The organism is Endozoicomonas gorgoniicola (assembly GCF_025562715.2).
Classification (GTDB): Bacteria; Pseudomonadota; Gammaproteobacteria; order Pseudomonadales; family Endozoicomonadaceae; genus Endozoicomonas_A; species Endozoicomonas_A gorgoniicola.
In genome coordinates this window covers 4,487,647-4,505,874 of record NZ_JAPFCC010000001.1, presented here as the reverse complement: position 1 = coordinate 4,505,874, position 18,228 = coordinate 4,487,647, and the positions used below count along the sequence as shown (strand labels likewise).

The 18,228-nt window shown below is 48.6% G+C and carries 14 protein-coding genes; 5 read left to right on the top strand and 9 right to left on the bottom strand.

The window, feature by feature from the left end; genetic code table 11:
• Positions 1–254: 254 nt before the first annotated feature.
• Both NX722_RS20330 and NX722_RS20325 read right to left on the bottom strand, forming a co-directional pair.
• The gene (locus NX722_RS20330) at positions 255–1,703 is read right to left on the bottom strand and encodes an HlyD family type I secretion periplasmic adaptor subunit (RefSeq protein ID WP_262564682.1); all 1,449 of its coding nucleotides are present in this window, start codon (positions 1,701–1,703) and stop codon (positions 255–257) included.
• 14 nt (positions 1,704–1,717) lie between these two features.
• A complete protein-coding gene (locus NX722_RS20325; protein WP_262564681.1) occupies positions 1,718–3,886 on the bottom strand; it encodes a type I secretion system permease/ATPase in 2,169 nt (722 codons plus the stop codon).
• Between the two features lie 444 nt (positions 3,887–4,330).
• Between NX722_RS20325 and NX722_RS20320 the strand changes: the two genes are divergently transcribed.
• Positions 4,331–4,816, top strand: coding sequence for a hypothetical protein (locus NX722_RS20320; RefSeq protein WP_262564680.1), 486 nt, complete (start codon positions 4,331–4,333; stop codon positions 4,814–4,816).
• Positions 4,817–4,940: 124 nt separating this feature from the next.
• Here NX722_RS20320 and phoU read toward each other — a convergent pair whose 3' ends face one another.
• The 4 genes from phoU to NX722_RS20300 form a co-directional block, all read right to left on the bottom strand.
• Positions 4,941–5,663: a phosphate signaling complex protein PhoU gene (phoU, locus tag NX722_RS20315; RefSeq protein WP_262564679.1), complete on the bottom strand. Its 723-nt coding sequence runs from the start codon at positions 5,661–5,663 to the stop codon at positions 4,941–4,943.
• Between the two features lie 14 nt (positions 5,664–5,677).
• Positions 5,678–6,448, bottom strand: coding sequence for a phosphate ABC transporter ATP-binding protein PstB (gene pstB / locus NX722_RS20310; protein WP_322740980.1), 771 nt, complete (start codon positions 6,446–6,448; stop codon positions 5,678–5,680).
• Between the two features lie 204 nt (positions 6,449–6,652).
• The gene (pstA, locus tag NX722_RS20305; RefSeq protein WP_262564678.1) at positions 6,653–8,338 is read right to left on the bottom strand and encodes a phosphate ABC transporter permease PstA; all 1,686 of its coding nucleotides are present in this window, start codon (positions 8,336–8,338) and stop codon (positions 6,653–6,655) included.
• An 8-nt stretch (positions 8,339–8,346) separates the two neighbouring features.
• Positions 8,347–10,614 carry an ABC transporter permease subunit gene (locus NX722_RS20300; RefSeq protein ID WP_262564677.1) on the bottom strand — a complete coding sequence of 756 codons (2,268 nt, stop codon included), beginning with the start codon at positions 10,612–10,614 and terminating at the stop codon, positions 8,347–8,349.
• 509 nt (positions 10,615–11,123) lie between these two features.
• On the opposite strand from NX722_RS20300, the gene NX722_RS20295 reads away from it, so the two are divergent.
• The gene (locus NX722_RS20295) at positions 11,124–12,446 is read left to right on the top strand and encodes a Na+/H+ antiporter family protein (protein ID WP_262564676.1); all 1,323 of its coding nucleotides are present in this window, start codon (positions 11,124–11,126) and stop codon (positions 12,444–12,446) included.
• Positions 12,447–12,517: 71 nt separating this feature from the next.
• Here the strand turns inward: NX722_RS20295 and NX722_RS20290 are convergent, their stop codons facing one another.
• Positions 12,518–13,438: a PstS family phosphate ABC transporter substrate-binding protein gene (locus NX722_RS20290; protein WP_407648079.1), complete on the bottom strand. Its 921-nt coding sequence runs from the start codon at positions 13,436–13,438 to the stop codon at positions 12,518–12,520.
• Between the two features lie 355 nt (positions 13,439–13,793).
• Entirely contained in the window at positions 13,794–15,008 is a 1,215-nt protein-coding gene (locus NX722_RS20285; RefSeq protein ID WP_262564674.1) for an ATP-binding protein, read from the bottom strand.
• 348 nt (positions 15,009–15,356) lie between these two features.
• On the opposite strand from NX722_RS20285, the gene NX722_RS20280 reads away from it, so the two are divergent.
• The 3 genes from NX722_RS20280 (at position 15,357) to NX722_RS20270 (ending at position 17,763) form a co-directional block, all read left to right on the top strand.
• Positions 15,357–15,893, top strand: coding sequence for a TRAP transporter small permease subunit (locus NX722_RS20280; RefSeq protein ID WP_262564673.1), 537 nt, complete (start codon positions 15,357–15,359; stop codon positions 15,891–15,893).
• Complete coding sequence (locus tag NX722_RS20275) at positions 15,886–17,280, top strand: TRAP transporter large permease (RefSeq protein ID WP_407648018.1); 1,395 nt, start codon at positions 15,886–15,888, stop codon at positions 17,278–17,280. The genes NX722_RS20280 and NX722_RS20275 overlap by 8 nt, the downstream gene beginning before the upstream one ends.
• An 81-nt stretch (positions 17,281–17,361) precedes the next feature.
• Complete coding sequence (locus NX722_RS20270; RefSeq protein ID WP_262564672.1) at positions 17,362–17,763, top strand: acyl-CoA thioesterase; 402 nt, start codon at positions 17,362–17,364, stop codon at positions 17,761–17,763.
• Here the strand turns inward: NX722_RS20270 and NX722_RS20265 are convergent.
• Entirely contained in the window at positions 17,753–18,154 is a 402-nt protein-coding gene (locus NX722_RS20265) for a response regulator (RefSeq protein ID WP_262564671.1), read from the bottom strand. The two genes, NX722_RS20270 and NX722_RS20265, sit on opposite strands and share 11 nt — an antisense overlap.
• Positions 18,155–18,228 lie beyond the last annotated feature (74 nt).

Below are 18,228 nucleotides of genomic sequence, written 5' to 3'. Positions count from 1 at the left end.
GGCAGGAAAACGAAACGCAGGGTAGGGCGAATTCCCTTCGCACCTTATTTATTAAAAATAAATAAAACGTTTATTAATTTCAGAATAGTCAGATATAAGCGTGTAATGCGCCCTAATTTATATAGTAAATTGAAATTAAAATGGGAATATAAATAGCAAGAGTGTGGTTTATTTTAAATAAACCACATGAAACAACTTAATTGAGTTCCACAGGAGGGGAATTTGAAATATTTCATTACAGACTGGTAGCAAATTTATCGCTCAGTTAATGCATTCTGCTTGGCTTTCAGGATAGGCTTAAGCAAATAATCCATTAAGGTTTTCTTTCCGGTAAGAATATCAACATTGGTTTTCATTCCGGGAATAATTTCCAGCGATGTTTCTTCATTACCAAGGTAGTTTTTGTCTGTACGAATATGGACGACGTAGAAGCTTTCGCCTTTTTCGTTTTCAACTGTATCTGCACCAATATGCTCGAGTGTTCCTTTCAGGCCACCATAAATAGCAAAATCATAAGCGGTTAATTTCACGACCGAAGGCATACCCTCCCGTAAAAAACCAATGTCCTTAGGGCTGATTTCTGCTTCAATGAGCAGATTATCTTCAACCGGTACAATCTCCAGCAAATCCATGCCTGGCTGAATAACACCACCAATGGTATTAATATTGATTTTCTTAACGATACCCGGAACCGGTGAACGAACCAGCGTCCGGTTAACCTGATCTTCAAGACTGGTATGAGACTCAGTCATCTGGTCGAGCTTTAATTCTGTTTCTCTCAATTCCTGAACTACTTCTTCCCTGAATTTAACCGTCAGCTCTCTTTTGCGGGCAAGCGCTTCTTCATAGGCTGACTTTAACTTGGGAATAGACAATTCCGTCATTTTCCTCTCGGAAGCAAGGTCATTAACCCGCTGTTTCAACTGAATCATCTCTACGTGAGACACCACACCCTGCCTGGCAAGCGGTTTGGTTAATTCCAGTTCTTCTTCTCCCAGATCAAGACTGGTTGTAAGAAATTCCAGCTGGGCTTCTGACGCTGACAATTCATGTTTTGCCTGACTCGACTGCCGGTTAGCAATATCCAGTTCTGCCCTCAAACCATCTTTCCGGTTTTCGTATATCGTTTCTTCACGCTTGATGTACTCTTGATAATCATCAAGTTCTGACGGGAAATAGATGTCTTTGCCGCTCAATTCGGCTTTCAGGCGTGCTGCCCTGGCCAGTTCGCTGTAGTACTCAACAGCACTTTCACGGTAGGTGGAGCGAAAACGGGTGTCATCCAGTCTGAGCAGTAATTGACCTTCTTCAACCAGCTCGCCTTCCTGAACATAAAGTTCCTGAAGAATACCGCCTTCAAGGTTCTGAACGACCTGTAGCCGGGATGAGGGAATCACTTTACCCATGCCACGGGTGATTTCGTCAAGTTCAGCCACGCTGGCCCAGATAACAGCAGAAAAAACTGCCAGAAGCATCATGTAAATCAGCAACCGGCCACCTCTCGGTGTTTTCATCAGCATGGCGGCGCTGGTATCTGACATATATTCCAGATCTTCAGGCTTTACATGCTCTTCCAGAGAAGATTCAACATTGTCTTCTCCATCAGCCTCTGCTGCCGTTTCATCAGGTTCCAGAACGTCCTGCTCTTGCAGAGCCTGCTGTTCATTCTGCTTGCCTGGATCAGTGTCCTTTTGATCGCTCATTGGAATACCATTTATTAATCAATCTTCAGCTTGCCCTGCTTCAGAGCAGCATGCACCTGTTCCTTGGGTCCGTCTGCAACCACTTTGCCGTTATCCACCACCACCAGCCTGTCCACCATATCCAACATAGAGGCTTTGTGAGTGACAAGAACAATGGTTTTATCTTTGCAACGAGTCTTGAGCTGCTCCTTCATGCGCTGCTCAGTCGTATTGTCCATAGAGCTGGAGGGCTCATCGAGTACCAGAATCGGTGGATCCATCAACAGGGCTCTTGCCAGAGCAATACTCTGCCTCTGCCCTCCGGAAAGATTCTGTCCACGCTCACCCACCACCATATCCAAACCATTGGGGTGTTTATTGGCAAACTCAGTAACACCGGCAATTTCAGCGGCTTTCAGCAGAGCCTCATCATCAATGAAGCTGGCACCCAGAGTGATGTTATCTTTGATGGAACCGTAGAACAGGGTGATATCCTGAGAAACACAACCAATACTGCTGCGAAGGTCAGAAGGGTTAAGCTGTCTCAGATCGATACCGTCAATACGAATCGCACCATTTTCTGGCTCATAAAGACCAAGAATCAGCTTTTCAATGGTGGTTTTGCCTGAGCCTATGCGCCCGATGATCGCAACTTTTTCACCCGCCTTGATATTGAGGGAAATGCCACGGAGTGCCTGAATTTCCTGCTCAGGGTAGGTGAAATCAACCTGGTCAAACTCAATGCCGCCTTTCAGTTCCGGGCGATTAACATAATCCCGGTCTTCGTGACGTTCAACAGGCATTTCCATCACCTGGTTCAATCCATCAAGCGCAGACTTTGCCTGATTGTATCGTGTCGCCAGACCGGCTACCTGAGCCATGGGAGCAAGGCAGCGACCTGCCAGCATGACGGAGGCAATCAGCCCCCCCATACTCAACTCACCTTCTGAAATCAGGAAAACACCCGAAGCCACCAGACCAATGTTACACATTTGCTGAACATAAGCGCTTACGGTTGAAGCCGATGAACTCAATAATTTAGTGCGAATGCTCCAGGTCGCAATATGACCAACAGACTTCTCCCATTTGTACTGTATATCGCTTTCAGCCTGGGCAATTTTCAATGCTTCCATGCCCGTCAGACTCTCAATCAACGTGGCACTTTTCTGGGAATTAGAACGCAGGGTCTTTTCAACCGAACGGCGCAGTGGCCCCTGAATGGCAAAACTGTACACACCAATCAGGAACATACAGAACAGCGGGATAAAGGCGAGTGGCCCACCCAGCATGAAAATAACCATCAGAATGATAAAGGTGAAAGGCAGATCAACCAGAGCCGTAACGGTTGAAGAAGTGATGAATTCCCGAATGCTTTCAAAGTCCTGAAGGTTCTTGGCAAAAGAGCCAACAGAAGCAGGGCGTGCTGACATGCTCAACCCAAGAACCCGCTCCATGATTCTGGACGACAGCAGAATATCGGACTTTTTCCCTGCCAGATCAATGAAATAACTTCGAATCATTTTCAGAATGAAATCGAAGCTGAATACAATAATCGCCCCCACAGCCAGCACCCACAGGGTGTCAAAGGCCTGATTGGGAACCACCCGATCGTACACGTTCATCACAAACAGCGGGCTAGCGACGACAAACAGGTTGATCATCAGGGAAGCCAGCAATACATCGCGGTAAATGCGCCAGGAACCCAGAATGGTTCCCCAGAACCAGTGCCTGGATTTCACATTCAGAGTGGTCGGGCTGCGCTTGTCGTAACGGTGTTTTTCCCGAACGTAAATCGCATAGCCTGTGTAATGCTCAGCCAGATCGTCCACAGAAATACGCTTAACGCCTTCACCTGTTTCAGGAAGAACCACTCTGGCATGACCTTCCTCGTGATCTATGTCCAGCAGAATACAGGCCTTTCGTTTCTTGAGAAACAGAACCACGGGGGTAACCAGTGGGGAAATATCCGCCAGGTCCCGTTTATGTACCTTACTGGCCAAACCGGCACGGTTGGCTGAACGAATAAACAGATCGGCATTAAATAAACCCTCTTCAAGAGGCAGTCCTGCCCTGAGAGAATCGTGAGAATAAGGTTTGCCGTAATGACGTGTCAGGAAAGCCAGGCACTCCAGTAAAGGATCAAATTCCAGTTGGTCTTGCTCTGGTACGCCCCAGTCCTCAGTCGCTACAATTGTCTGATCCATGGATCCCTGCCAATGAATACGAAATTAAAACAGACTACTTTGCCAAAAGTGACTCTCTGCAAAAAAGTAAAAAAGAATCAACTTTATTAGTAATGACGATAGCCGGTAAAAGACTGCTCTTGTACTAGCCGTCGCAATCTTTTTCTTTTTTAAAACTTTGGTCTTTTTCCGTCAAATAACTGAATTGTCGAACTATATTTTCCTGGCAAAAGAACGTTTATTACTGGATTAAAAATGCAGAACAAATTCCCGGAGTCAAAAACAAGAAGATCACTATTAAAAGCCGCATCGACTCTTGTCGCAAGCAGCCTTTTTCCAGCTCTATCCAGCAGTTCTGCAAAACTTTATGTTCCGAATACGCAGTGCGGGACAATGATTCTAGTCACCGGAAGATTCCCCCGACTCGCTGTCTGACTCATTGGAGTAATTAAAAAGGAGCTTTTTATGAATTATCCTGATCTGGAAAAGTTGTTCGATGACTTAAGTAAGATAACGCCACTGAAGATGCGGGGGTTTCCACAACAACCCGGGAACGAGCACAATATTTTTCTGCTGGAAAAGTGTGGAGAGAATTACTATTTATTACCGAGCCCCTTATTTGGCAGAACGAACCTTAGCCCCCCACCACTTTTTGACGGCCTGTTTGTGTACGTCATCGTAGCGGACCATCCACAACAGGTTATGGTGGCAGCAGATCGAACAAACTTAAATTACGATTATCGACTGGGGGTTCGGGGACACGCCTCCGTATCCTTAGGGGGTGATGCTTTATACGCCGGAGATTTAGAGTTTCGTGGGAGTAAATTAGTCCGCTGGAATCATAACTCAGGACATTACCTCCCCAGCCCGGAGCAACGTTACACCCAACTCACTCCGAATGTAAAACGACTACTGCCTGAAAACCTCTTTGTTGACCCCCTTCAGCACTGATTTCAACGAGAACATCCTTGTTTCAATGGCACTGATTTAAACCTTCAGCCATTGGTATCCGTTGAACCTGCACGCTTATACTCTGAAATGTCAGAAATATTGATGGAAGTAATGACAGCTGCCGTTATTTATCAAACACTTCTGCCTGAATACGCTTGATACCGATATGCCGAACATCCTTACCCTTCACCAGATAAATCACATACTCTGCAATATTGCGGGCATGGTCGCCAATTCGTTCCAGTGAACGCAGTACCCACATAATGTTCAGCACACGAGTGATAGAGCGCGGGTCTTCCATCATGTAAGTCACCAGTTCACGGGTCGCACTTTTGTACTCGCGATCCACAGACTTGTCTTCTTTGGCCACAGCTAACGCCAGATCTGCGTCAAAACGGGCAAAGGCATTCAGGGCATCCTGAACCATCTGACGGACATGGTTGCCAATATGACGGGCTTCAATATAGCCTTTAGGCGCTTCACCCTGCTCTGTCAGGGAAATGGCAAAACGGGCAATTTTGGCGGCTTCATCACCAATACGCTCAAGGTCTGTCGAAGCCTTGGTGCAGGCCAGTACCAGTCTCAGGTCACTGGCAGCAGGCTGGCGCCGGGCAAGAATGCGGCTGCACTCGTCATCAATAGTCAGTTCCATGGCGTTAATATCGGTGTCTTTTTCACACACCGAGATCGCCCCTTCGCTGTCTGCATTTACCAGGGCATCAATAGCATCCGACACCTGCTTCTCAACCTGCCCCCCCATAGACAACAGGTTATTCCTCAGCTCCTCCAGTTCGGTGTTGAACTGCTGGGAAATATGATGGGTCATAAGGTCTGTTTTAGTATCCATATACTTATTCTGCCTCAGCCGTAACGGCCGGTAATATAGTCTTCGGTCTGCTTCCGGGCCGGGTTAGTGAATACCGTGTCGGTATCACCAAACTCTATTAACTCGCCCATGTACATAAAAGCAGTGTAATCAGACACACGCGCTGCCTGCTGCATGTTGTGCGTCACAATCACAATAGTGAATTTTGATTTCAGTTTGTTGATCAGCTCTTCGATTTTCAACGTTGATATCGGGTCCAGCGCTGAAGCCGGTTCATCCAGCAGCAAAACCTCAGGTTCAACCGCAATGGTACGGGCAATCACCAGTCGCTGCTGCTGACCACCCGACATGCTTAAAGCGCTTTCATGCAGCCGGTCTTTGACTTCATCCCAGAGCGCAGCACTTTTCAGCGCCCACTCAACCACCTCATCCAGAACCCGCTTTTTATTGATCCCCTGAATACGAAGGCCATAAGCTACGTTTTCATAAATGCTCTTGGGAAATGGGTTGGGTTTCTGGAAAACCATCCCTACCCGTCGGCGCAGGTCGGCGGCATTCACACCTTTTTCATAGATATCCTGATTATCCAGCAGAATTTTGCCGGTAACACTGCACCCTTCAACCAGGTCATTCATGCGGTTCATTGTCCGCAACAAGGTTGATTTACCACAGCCAGAAGGCCCGATAAAAGCAGTCACCCGCTTCTTGGGAATCTTCATGGAAATATCGAACAAAGCCTGCTTCCTGCCATATTGCAGATTCAGCTGTTCGACACTGAAACAGGTTTCTTCCTGATCCAGATACAGCTTACGACGGCTGCGCCCCAGGCTTTCCAGATTAAACGCCGGGCTGGAGGATTCCGTCGTCGCAGTCCGGGCAGCCTGTTGCCCCTCCCCGGTCCGGGATGATGTGCTCACGTCCAGTGCCTCATTCAGCATGTGATTATCTACACCATATACCATTTAAAAGTTTTATTCTGTGACTGAAAGCAACCCAATTATTCAAGGCCATCATGCTTCCAGACTCTTGTACTTCTCGCGCAGTTGATTGCGGATAGCCACCGCTGACAAATTCAGCACCGCAATCACAACGACCAGTAGCAACGCTGTGGCATACACCAGCGGTCTTGCCGCTTCAACGTTCGGGCTCTGGAAGCCAACATCGTAAATGTGGAAGCCCAGATGCATAAACTTCTGGTCCAGATGCAGGAAAGGATAGTTAGCGTCAAGCGGAAGACTGGGGGCCAATTTCACCACACCAACCAGCATCAACGGTGCCACCTCACCAGCAGCACGAGCCACCGCCAGAATCAAACCAGTCATCATTGCCGGGCTCGCCATGGGCAGTACAACGCGCCACAAAGTTTCTGCTTTCGTCGCCCCCAACGCCAGACTACCTTCACGTACCGAGCGCGGAATGCGTGATAAACCTTCTTCTGTTGCCACAATCACCACCGGCAGGGTCAGCAGCGCCAGTGTAATGGATGCCCAGAGCAGCCCCGGCGTACCAAACGTTGGGGCAGGCAACGCTTCCGGGAAAAACAGCTGATCAATCTGTCCACCTGCGAAATAGATGAAAAAGCCCAGACCAAATACGCCATAAACAATCGATGGCACACCGGCAAGGTTATTGACCGCAATACGAATGGCACGGGTCAGCCATCCCTGAGAGGCGTACTCTCGCAGATAAACAGCAGCCACGACACCAAAGGGCGTCACAATAATCGACATCAGGATGACCATCATGACCGTACCGAAGATGGCAGGGAATACACCACCTTCGGTATTCGCTTCTCGTGGGTCTTCGGTGACGAACTCTTTCAGTTTGCTGAAGTAAAAACCGATTTTCTGCCAGACCGACATAGCGTTAGGCTGGTATGCCCTGACAATCTTGCTGAAAGACTGCTCAATTTCGCGTCCTTCAACCGTTGTAGCAACAAAGCTGTCGCGGTTAAAGGCGGTATAAAGCTGCGCCAGTCGTTCTTCCATGACCTTGTATTCCGCCTGATAAACACGACGCTGAGACTCTATATCCATCAGTCTTTCTGGTGTCAGCCGGTTATTCAACTCAAGGCTTCGCTGTTGCAGTCGCAACCGTTCCAGTCTGGCATTTACCGAACCGATATCGTGTTTCTCAATGGCATAAATCTGTTTGTGGATGTCCAGGGCTCTATTCAGGCGGGTTTGCAGCTCGTCCCATGCCCCTGCCCCCGTGGCCACCACAACACCTTCTTCCTTGATGCTCTGCAAATAGCCATAAAGGTTGCCCCATTCTCGGCGTTCAAGCGCCATAATGTCTTCAGGGTATTTGCGCTTAAACAGCCAGCGATCCACAACCCAGGCAAAATCGGAGCCGTAGATGTCCCGGTTGCCAACTTTCAACAGGTCACGCACCACTTCATCTTCATTATCTTCAATGGGTAAACCCGCTGCCTTCAGGCGTGCAGCCGGAACCTCTTCTGACTCCACGATCTCACCGGCAATGTCTCTGGGTTCCTGCCCGGGAATCTGGTATTCCGTCACGATAATACTGCCCGGCCAGAAATGCCCCAGCCCCCGAACGGCGATCAATGCCAGCAGACCGACAACAAGAATCACGCTGATTGCTACGGCTCCGGCGTTTAACCAGACCCAGGGAGAACCACTGCTGAACCATCTTCCCACTGACGCTTTGTTTGTCACTGTTTTCATTGACATGATTCCTTTTACAGTGAGCTGTATTTCTTGCGCAGACGATGGCGGACAATTTCAGCTGCGGTATTAACGACGAAGGTAAACAGGAACAGAACCAGTGCCGCCAGAAACAGAATGCGGTAATGGCTGCTGCCCACTTCCGATTCCGGCATTTCTACCGCAATATTGGCCGCCAGTGTTCGCATACCTTCAAAGATATTGGCATCCATAATGGGGGTATTACCCGTTGCCATCAGCACAATCATGGTTTCACCCACCGCTCGTCCCATGCCAATCATAACGGCAGAGAAAATCCCCGGACTGGCAGTCAGCAGAACCACTCGAACCAGGGTTTGCCAGGGGGTTGCGCCCAGTGCCAGAGAGCCGTAACTGAGATGTTTGGGGACACTGAAAATAGCGTCTTCGGCAATGGAAAAAATGGTGGGAATAACCGCAAAGCCCATGGCCAGCCCTACCACCAGGGCATTACGCTGGTCGTAGGGAATACCCAGTTCCGATGTCAGCCAGGTACGCATATCGCCATCAAAGAAAGTGACTTCCAGCACGCCATTCATTGAGAAGGCAACAGCGCCACTGAACAGGACGACAGGTATCAACAAAGCAGCCTGCCAGCCTTCCGGAATGGTATGACGGATTCTGCCCGGTAATGAATCCCAGATAAAAGCAAACAGAAGAATACCCACCGGCACAAACAGCAGCAGGGCAAAAATACCCGGCAAATTATTCTCAATCAGTGGTGCCAGCCACAAACCCGCCAGAAAACCAAGGATAACGGTAGGCAACGCCTCCATCAGTTCGATCATAGGCTTCACCTTTCGGCGCATACCCGGAGCCATAAAGTAAGCGGTATAAATGGCACCCGCAATCGCCAGAGGTGTGGCCAGCAACATGGCATAAAAGGCTGCTTTCAGGGTACCGAAAGAGAGGGGGGTCAGACTGAGCTTCGGCTCAAAGTCGTTGTTTGAAGCTGAGGATTGCCAGATGTATTCAGGTTGTTCATAGCCTTCATACCAGACCTTTTGCCATAAAGCAGAAAACGATACTTCAGGGTGTTCATTCTCAACCCTGAAGAATTCAACGCCTTCCTGCCCATCCACCAGCAGGTAGTTGCTTCTTGGCGAAATGGCCATTTGGTTAATGGAACCATCGGACAACTGTTGTTTTATAAGAGACCGGCCGGAAGTCGTATAAAATACACCAACATTGCCTTCTTCATCAGCCGCCAGAAAGCCTTTACGACGATGTTCAGGTTTTATCGAGGTAATCGGGCTGTCCAGCAGTTTGAAGTCACGAACCCGCTGCAAAGACCATTCATTCTGGTCATCACGAACCATAAACCACTGACTGATTAAACCACTATCATCGCCTGCAAGGAGCGAAACCCCGCCCAGAAGAAACTCAATTTCAGTGATACTGGCATCCCCAACTGTCAGGTCAGTAATCGAATGCAGATACAGCTGACTCAGGTTCGCAACGTTGATAATTGCCATTTCATCGCCAGCCATTCTTACAAACAGCCAGCGCTGGTCTGGATCGATTTTTAACTGCTCAGGGGTGCCGGGAATGGCTGGCAGCGTGACGGCCTGTTGTTCCAGAGTCACTTCTTCTGTCAGAAAGTTTTCTTCCTTGCTGAACGCTGTTGAAACCATCCTGTCACTGCTGACCGCAGCGATAAACAACTGCCTGTCGTTATCAGCCAGGGTAATGTCACTGAGGCTATTGTCTGATAGCGTCAGAAGCTGTTTGCCGTATGGGTACTCAACAACAGGCGTAATAACCCGCTGGTCATCAGGCCAGCTGATTTTATGCCCAATCTTGAAAACTATTGCCTGACCATTGCTTAATCCAGCCGCCATCAGGCTGGAATTCGCAGGGTCACTGGCCAGGGTTGTTACTTCTGTACCGGCAGGCAGAGGCAGATAAAAGCGCGAATTATTGTCGCCAGTTCGGGCTGAGCGAAAATCAAGCTCACCAGTACGGTTGATGCTCAGGGCTATCTCACCCTGTTCTTCCATGCTCAGATAGAGCGGAGGGTTGTCCTGATCAATACTCTGGGTCCATGTGCTTTGCGGGATAACCGACGCTCCCCTGAATAGTGGCGCTACTTCGTACACAAGGTAGAAAAATATAAGGGTTATGGCGGCAATAACCCCAAGCCCACCTACAGCAACAGCCCACCGGGCGATATTGTCTTTTAAAAAGCGCAAAGAGCGCTTTCTTCTCAGGGCCGGGGTGTTGAAATCGACACCAGGGCTGCTTTCTATCGTTTTTTGGTACATGGCTCTGGTCGCACGAATTAATGAGCGTAAGATAAAACGAACATGTGACAAAAATGTTACAACAGGAAAAAAAGTGAACTATCGTGTTGCCAGTTGTCAAAACATTCTGAATTCGCCCAAACTTTAATCGGTGCAAATATTACGTTTGCACCGAATTGGAAAAATCAGTATTTTAAGTAACTCGCGCTAAGGGCGCAGTACATTAATCGAGTCCTTTCATGTTAATAAAAGCCATGCTAATACAACAATTAAGCTCACAAAGTGGGCAATATTATCAGGAATATCTTACCTCCCTGCACTCCCACCGACATCATCACTCTCACCATTGATTCCCTCCGGGAACCCTTTCGTTATAACATTCTTTAGTCTGATCTTTTCTGTTTTGATACGGCTAAAACATTCAACGCCACAAAATTAGTCCATATTGGATAGTGGTTAAGTAAAAGCTGACTGCAATAAATAATATAAACAAACATTCAGTTAGCTGGAAATAACAATCAGGAAATTCAATGAACGCAGTAATTCTGGCCGTTACAGTGATGCTTGCGCTGAGTTTAATGCGCGTAAACGTTGTATTGGCACTGTTTCTGGGAGCCCTCACGGGTGGTCTGTCCGGTGGACTGGATATCCACGAAACCATAGCCGCTTTTTCTGAAGGTCTTGGCGGCGGTGCAGGCATTGCCCTGAGCTACGCCATGCTGGGTGCTTTTGCCGTTGCCATTTCACGCTCTGGCGTGCCTGAGTGGATGGCAGGCAAGATTATCAAAAAAGTGAAAAGTAATGCCAGGACAAATGGCAGAAATTCACTGAAGTATGGCGTGTTTGTCATGGTTCTTCTGATGGCATTTTCCTCTCAGAACCTTGTGCCTGTCCACATTGCCTTTATTCCAGTACTGATTCCACCGTTGCTGTCTGCCTTTAGTGCCATGAACATCGACCGTCGTCAGATTGCCTGCCTCCTGACGTTTGGTTTGACAGCCACTTACATGCTCGTACCTGTTGGCTTCGGTAATATCTACCTGATGCAGATTCTGGGTGGCAATCTGCAGAAAAACGGTCTGGATATCGACCTGAGCCTGATGCCTTCTGCCATGATGATACCAGTGAGTGGTATGTTCCTGGGCCTGCTGTTTGCGCTATTTGTCACCTATCGCAAACCTCGCTCCTACCACGTTGAAAAAAGCCAGCTGGCCCAGAACGAAGAAGTGACCCTGAACACAGCAAGTGTCGTTTCTGTCGTACTGGCCGTTGCTTCAGCACTGGGTATTCAACTCAGTACAGGCTCCATGGCTCTGGGTGCCGCTACCGGTTTCATCATTATGATTCTGGGTCGGGTCGTGTGCTGGCGCGAAGCGGATGACGTGTTTGCCCAGGGTCTGCGTATGATGGCAGCCTGTGGTTTTATCATGATCACTGCAGCCGGTTTTGCCGAAGTGCTGCGCACCACTGGCGACATTCCGGTTCTGGTGAATATGGTTCAGGATCTGGTTGGTGGCAGTCAGCCCATGGCGGCACTGATGATGCTCCTGGTTGGCCTGATGATCACCATGGGGATCGGCTCCTCGTTCTCCACAGTGCCAATCATCGCCACCCTGTACGTCCCTCTGGCTATGGCGCTGGGCTTTTCGCCACTGGCAACTGCTGCACTGGTAGGTACTGCGGGTGGTCTGGGTGATGCGGGTTCTCCAGCGTCTGACTCCACCATTGGTCCAACAGCAGGCCTGAATGCTGATGGACAGCACGACCACATTCGCGACTCCGTTCTTCCGACCTTCCTGCACTACAACCTGCCAATGATTATCTTTGGCTGGATTGCGGCAATGGTTTTGTAAAAACACTGAATAAAAAATCCCCGCACTGCCTCAGGTATGCGGGGATTTTTTATTTCAGCAGACTGGAGTGATCAGAGTTCCAGCGCACTCAGGTATTTTTCAACGACAGTGGTTGGCAGTGGAATATAACCATCCTTAACCACGACTTCCTGCCCCTGACGTGACAGAACCATCTTCAAAAATTCACGCTCCAGCGGAGGAAGCGCCTTGTTTGGCTGCTTGTTCACATAAACATAAAGGAAGCGAGCCAGTGGGTAGCTGTTGTTCACTGCATTCGCTGGCGTTGCATCAACAAAATCACCACCCGCTTTCTTCGCCAGAGGAACGGTACGGACGCTGGACGTCTTGTAACCGATACCAGAGTAACCCAGCCCGTTGATGGAGGCAGAAACCGACTGCACGACAGACGCCGAGCCGGGCTGTTCGTTGACATTGTTGCGGAAGTCGCCTTTGCACAGTGCCACTTTCTTGAAGTACCCGTAGGTTCCGGATACAGAGTTACGCCCATAAAGCTGGATAGAACGATTTTCCCAGGGGCCTCCCAGACCAGCCTGCCCCCAGGTAGTAATGTTCTGGTCGCCACCACACCGGCGGGTTGTGGAGAAGATGGCGTCCACCTGCGCCATAGTCAGCCCCTTGATGGGGTTATCCTTGTTCACAAAGACGGCCAGGGCATCAATCGCTACAGGAACCGGCGTAGGCTTGTAACCGTAACGTTTTTCAAAAGCTTCCAGCTCTTTGTCCTTCATCTTCCGGCTCATGGGGCCAATGTTGGAAGTGCCTTCCGTCAGGGCAGGAGGCGCAGTCGAAGAACCGGCAGCCTGAATCTGTACGTTGACATTCGGGTATTCGCGCTTGAAGTCTTCAGCCCAAAGGGTCATCAGGTTGGCCAGTGTATCGGAACCAACACTGGACAGGTTTCCGGATACACCACTGGATTTTTTATAGACCGGCATATCGGCGTCAATCTGGCTGGCCACTGCGGTCTGCATTCCAGCAACTCCTGTTACCAGAGCCACAGCAGTGATAAGCGCTTTCAGTTTCATTGGTTGGTCTCTCCTGAGAGGGTTCTTGTTATTCGTTGCGTTCTATTCCGCGTTTGAGACGATACAGACCCAACAGCCATGAACGGACTTGCCAGCTTCGCATGCAGGAACAAATGTTCATGGTAATAAAATTGTCTGATGGCTGAAATCATAGGGAGGGAATATGACAATTATGTGAACAGCAGGAAAACCAACGGTTAATCCTTGAATAATCGTTCGCTGCTATGAGACAGAGTTTAAATTACGTTGGGGTTGAGAGAGGAAAGGGCCACTCATGCTTTGATTCCCTTATGCTCCACCGCTAGCTGAAGAGCACATCGAATGGCACTGCAGTAATTCTGTCGCTTAGTTTCACGACTTTACTACCAGTGTATACAACTATCCCACGCTCAATTCCGCCTGTTTCGACTAGCTTATACAGAGTACCAAAATTAGCGCTGCTGATGCTCATACTCGATTTTATTTCTATTGCCGTGCTGCATTTGGGTCCGGATAGAATCACATCAACCTCATTTTTTTTCCGATCCCGATAGTGAAAAATCTGGTACTCATTTTCTGAATTTGTAATCTGTTTAAAAACCTCAGAGACAACAAACGTTTCAAAAACATTTCCTAGCAAATTCCTGTTTTTCACAAAGTCATCCGCAGTAAGCTGACGGGTAGCGCATAATAATCCCGTATCTAAAAAATGGACTTTCGGAGCCTTGGTTTGCCTCTTTAACTCGTTTGCATGCCAGACCGGTATTTTTTTCACCAGAAACATACTTTCCAGGGCTGATAAGTATTTGGTAACTGTCGCGGCACTAAGGCCGGCTGACCGCGATAGAGCGTTTATATTCAGCACAGAGGACGTCAGTGCGGCCAAAGCTGTGAACATTTGCGTCAGTTCTGCTGCTTTTGACAGCTCAAAAACTTGCGTAATGTCACGATTAATCAATGCAGTAGAGTAGGCAGAAAACCATGCTTTTCGCCGTCTTTTTATGCGCTGTGATATCTCCGGATACCCACCCATCGTAATTTTGTCAAATAACTCTTCCTGACTGGTAGTACCTTCAATCTCAGTAAAATCGTTTGATTCCAGCCTTTTTAGAAATGAACTGGTTCCGCCTGCCAGCTCTGACTGTGAAAATGGCAGCAACGTTAGAAATTCAATCCTGCCAGCCATAGAATCTGACAACCGGGGTACTGCAAGCAGGTCTGCAGATCCGGTTAGTACGAATGAGCCTGGCTGCCGATCTTCATCAACCAGCAGCTTTATTGTGGCCATTATTTCCGGACAACGTTGGATCTCATCTATGATCGCTGGCTTTTTTAGTGTCCTGAGAAGACCTTGAGGATCAGTCTTAGCCAGCATCAAGCTATCTTCATCATCTAGCGTGATATAGCTTGCATTTTTGACTATGTGTCTGGCTGTAGTTGTTTTACCTGATTGCCTTGGGCCAATAATAGCAACAACCGGAGTGTCGGTGAGAGCATCTAAAATCTTGTTTTCAATGTCTCTTTTTATGTATGCCAAAGCTTAAGACTCCAAAATTCAGGCATTTAAATAGTTAATTCTGAGTATAGTGACAGGGGTAAAAAATACAAATAATGTGGGGTAAAAAATGAAAATAATGTAGGGTAAAAAATATAAATATATTAGGGTATAAAAAGTAAATAGGGCAGGGTATAAAAATTAAATAGGGCAGGGTAAGGAATAACCCTCTCCCTCTGCACTCAAAAAACAGTGGCGATAAGATTACAGCGAGGGTGATGGGGATGTATAGACTTTTTGTAAGTAGAGCCTGTCCATCGTTTTGCAGGTTCAGGCTGTGGCTGGGTATAATCCAAAACCACCATAACAATAATAAGTCAGGGGAATCTCATGAAATCCGGCTGGATTGTGCTGCACAAAGTTGTAGCCGGGATCGATCAGTTGACGGAAAAAACCGGTCAACTGATCAGTTGGTTTAATCTCTTACTGGTTCTGTCCGTCTGTCTTGTGGTTTTGCTGCGTTACTTTCTTAATGTTGGCTCTATTGCCCTGCAGGAAACCGCCATGTACTTCCATGCGCTGATCTTTCTCGGGGCCAGCGGTTACACCCTTAAACACCAGGAACACGTCAGGGTTGATGTATTTTACCGGCGCCTGTCGCCAAAAGGTCAGGCTCTGGTGAACAGTATGGGTACGCTATTTCTGCTCATTCCTGTTTGCCTGTTTATTGGGTTTATGAGCTGGGAATACGTAATGCAGTCCTGGAGCATTATGGAAACCTCCACGGACCCGGGAGGCTTGCCTGCTGTTTTCCTGCTGAAAAGCCTGATCCTGTTTCTGGCCTTCACCCTGTTTTTACAGGGTATTGCTGAACTCCTCCGCTCATTAATGCTACTGGCTGACGTACAGGAGGTGCAGCATGGCTGAATTAATAGCTGAGTTTATCCCCCTGGTTATGTTCGCCTGTGTCTGCGCTGTGCTGATGATTGGCTATCCGGTCGCTTTTTCCCTGGCAGGTACCGCCCTGATTTTCGCAGCCATCGGTACACTAACAGGACACTTTGACGACTCTTTCCTGACAGCCTTACCCAGTCGTTTATTTGGCATTGTTGGCAACCAGACGTTACTGGCGGTTCCACTGTTTGTTTTTATGGGCGTCATGCTTGAAAAGTCCAGAGTTGCAGAAAACCTGCTGGAAAGCATGGCCCGGCTCTTTGGTCAGCTGCGTGGGGGACTGGGGCTTTCCGTAACAGTGGTGGGTATGTTGTTAGCAGCCAGTACCGGTATTGTCGGTGCCACAGTGGTCACTATGGGACTGTTATCGCTACCGACCATGCTGCGCAGAGGCTATTCTGCCCAGCTGGCTACCGGCACCATCTGTGCGACTGGCAGCCTTGGACAAATTATTCCTCCTTCCATTGCACTGGTTTTGTTAGGGGACGTGTTGTCCACCGCCTATCAGCAGGCTCAGCTGAATATGGGAATTTTCTCTCCCAAAACCGTATCGGTTGGCGACCTGTTTGTGGGGGCACTGATTCCGGGACTGTTGCTGGTTCTTGCTTACTCGGTGTATATCATGGCCGTGGCATGGCTGAAACCTGAGTCAGCACCTGCGTTAACCGATGAGGAGATTAAACAGTTTGATGAAGGCAGCCAGACCCCATTGTTGATGACGCTGCTGCCTCCGGTGCTGCTGATTATCGTTGTACTCGGGTCTATCCTCACAGGCATTGCCACACCAACAGAAGCTGCAGGCGTCGGCGCTTTGGGCGCTATTGCCCTTGCAGCTGCACGGCGGCAGATTCATCGTGAGATTCTGCATGAAGTGGTGACCTGTACCACCAAAATCACCTGCATGGTGTTCCTGATTCTTATCGGAGCGTCGGTGTTCTCGCTGGTGTTCCGGGGGTTTGGTGGTGAAGAGCTGATTCAGTCTCTGTTTAAAAGCCTGCCCGGCGGTGTTTTCACAGCGGTACTGCTGGTGATGGTGGTCATGTTTCTGCTCGGCTTTATTCTTGATTTCATTGAGATCACCTTTGTTATCGTGCCAATGGTGGGGCCCGTCCTGCTGGCTATGGGTGTAGACCCGGTCTGGCTTGGCATTATGATTGCTGTTAACTTGCAAACCTCTTTTTTAACCCCTCCTTTTGGCTTTGCCCTGTTTTACCTGCGAGGGGTTGCTCCAAAAGAGGTGGCAACAGCGGATATCTACAAAGGCGTAGTGCCTTTTATCGCCATTCAGCTGATTATGCTGGTCGCATTGGCAGTCTGGCCACAGTTGGCCACCTGGCTGCCAGCACACATCTATGGCTGATGCGCCATAAAAACAATTTTTGTTAAAAGAGCAAAAGCTGAACCCGCAGCAGACAATAAGAAGAAGACCGGGAGAGAATGAATGAATCTCGTGAACGATGACAACCCAGTACCTCAGGGGGAACTGACTCTGAAGGTACTGGCAGATAACCAATCCACCAATCACACCGGCGATGTATTTGCTGGCTGGGTAGCGATGAATGTCGACCAGGCTGGAGAAATTCAGGCCAGAAAAGTTGCCAAAGGCAGAGTCGTTACCGTCAGCATTGGTGCTATGAGCTTTATGCGGCCGGTACAGGTTGGTGACATTATTGGCTTGTACAGCCGGGTAACAGAAGTGGGCAAAACATCCATCCGGGTGATTGTGGAAGCCTGGATAGAAAACGACAACGGCGACTCTGTTTCACAGAAAAAGCTGACAGAAACCTCAATGGTCTTTGTGGCGGTTGATGGCTCAGGCAGTACTCAACGCATTAACCGTTGAGTTTGTCAGACCAGCGTTGTAACAGTCCGGTCATTTTATCAACCGTCACGGGCTTGTCGATGAAATCATCCATGCCGGCCTGTTGAAAAGCCTGCTGGTCTTCATCCGTAACGTTGGCGGTAAAAGCAATAATAGGGATCTGGTCATAAGACTGGCCGGATGCCCTGATGGTTCGGGTGGCTTCCATGCCATCCATAACCGGCATGATGCAATCCATCAACACCAGGTCGAATGACTCCTGCGCTACTTTCTGAACGGCAGCTTCTCCATTTTCTACGATGATCACAGAGCAACCCAGTTTTTTCAGCAGTGCCTGCGCCACCATCTGATTAACCGGGTTGTCTTCTGCGACCAGGATTTTGAGTTTAAAGTCAGGCAGTGTTTCTGACACCAGATAGCCCTTTCGGCAGATTAACTATCTATTTAAAACTATCTATTTAAAACTACCTATTTAACTATCTGGCA

Coding starts and splice junctions, on each gene's coding strand:
- NX722_RS20330 (WP_262564682.1), bottom strand. CDS start 1,703: ATGAGCGATCAAAAGGACACTGATCCAGGCAAGCAGAATGAACAGCAG.
- NX722_RS20325 (WP_262564681.1), bottom strand. CDS start 3,886: ATGGATCAGACAATTGTAGCGACTGAGGACTGGGGCGTACCAGAGCAA.
- NX722_RS20320 (WP_262564680.1), top strand. CDS start 4,331: ATGAATTATCCTGATCTGGAAAAGTTGTTCGATGACTTAAGTAAGATA.
- phoU (WP_262564679.1), bottom strand. CDS start 5,663: ATGGATACTAAAACAGACCTTATGACCCATCATATTTCCCAGCAGTTC.
- pstA (WP_262564678.1), bottom strand. CDS start 8,338: ATGTCAATGAAAACAGTGACAAACAAAGCGTCAGTGGGAAGATGGTTC.
- NX722_RS20300 (WP_262564677.1), bottom strand. CDS start 10,614: ATGTACCAAAAAACGATAGAAAGCAGCCCTGGTGTCGATTTCAACACC.
- NX722_RS20295 (WP_262564676.1), top strand. CDS start 11,124: ATGAACGCAGTAATTCTGGCCGTTACAGTGATGCTTGCGCTGAGTTTA.
- NX722_RS20290 (WP_407648079.1), bottom strand. CDS start 13,438: ATGCAGACCGCAGTGGCCAGCCAGATTGACGCCGATATGCCGGTCTAT.
- NX722_RS20280 (WP_262564673.1), top strand. CDS start 15,357: ATGAAATCCGGCTGGATTGTGCTGCACAAAGTTGTAGCCGGGATCGAT.
- NX722_RS20275 (WP_407648018.1), top strand. CDS start 15,886: ATGGCTGAATTAATAGCTGAGTTTATCCCCCTGGTTATGTTCGCCTGT.
- NX722_RS20270 (WP_262564672.1), top strand. CDS start 17,362: ATGAATCTCGTGAACGATGACAACCCAGTACCTCAGGGGGAACTGACT.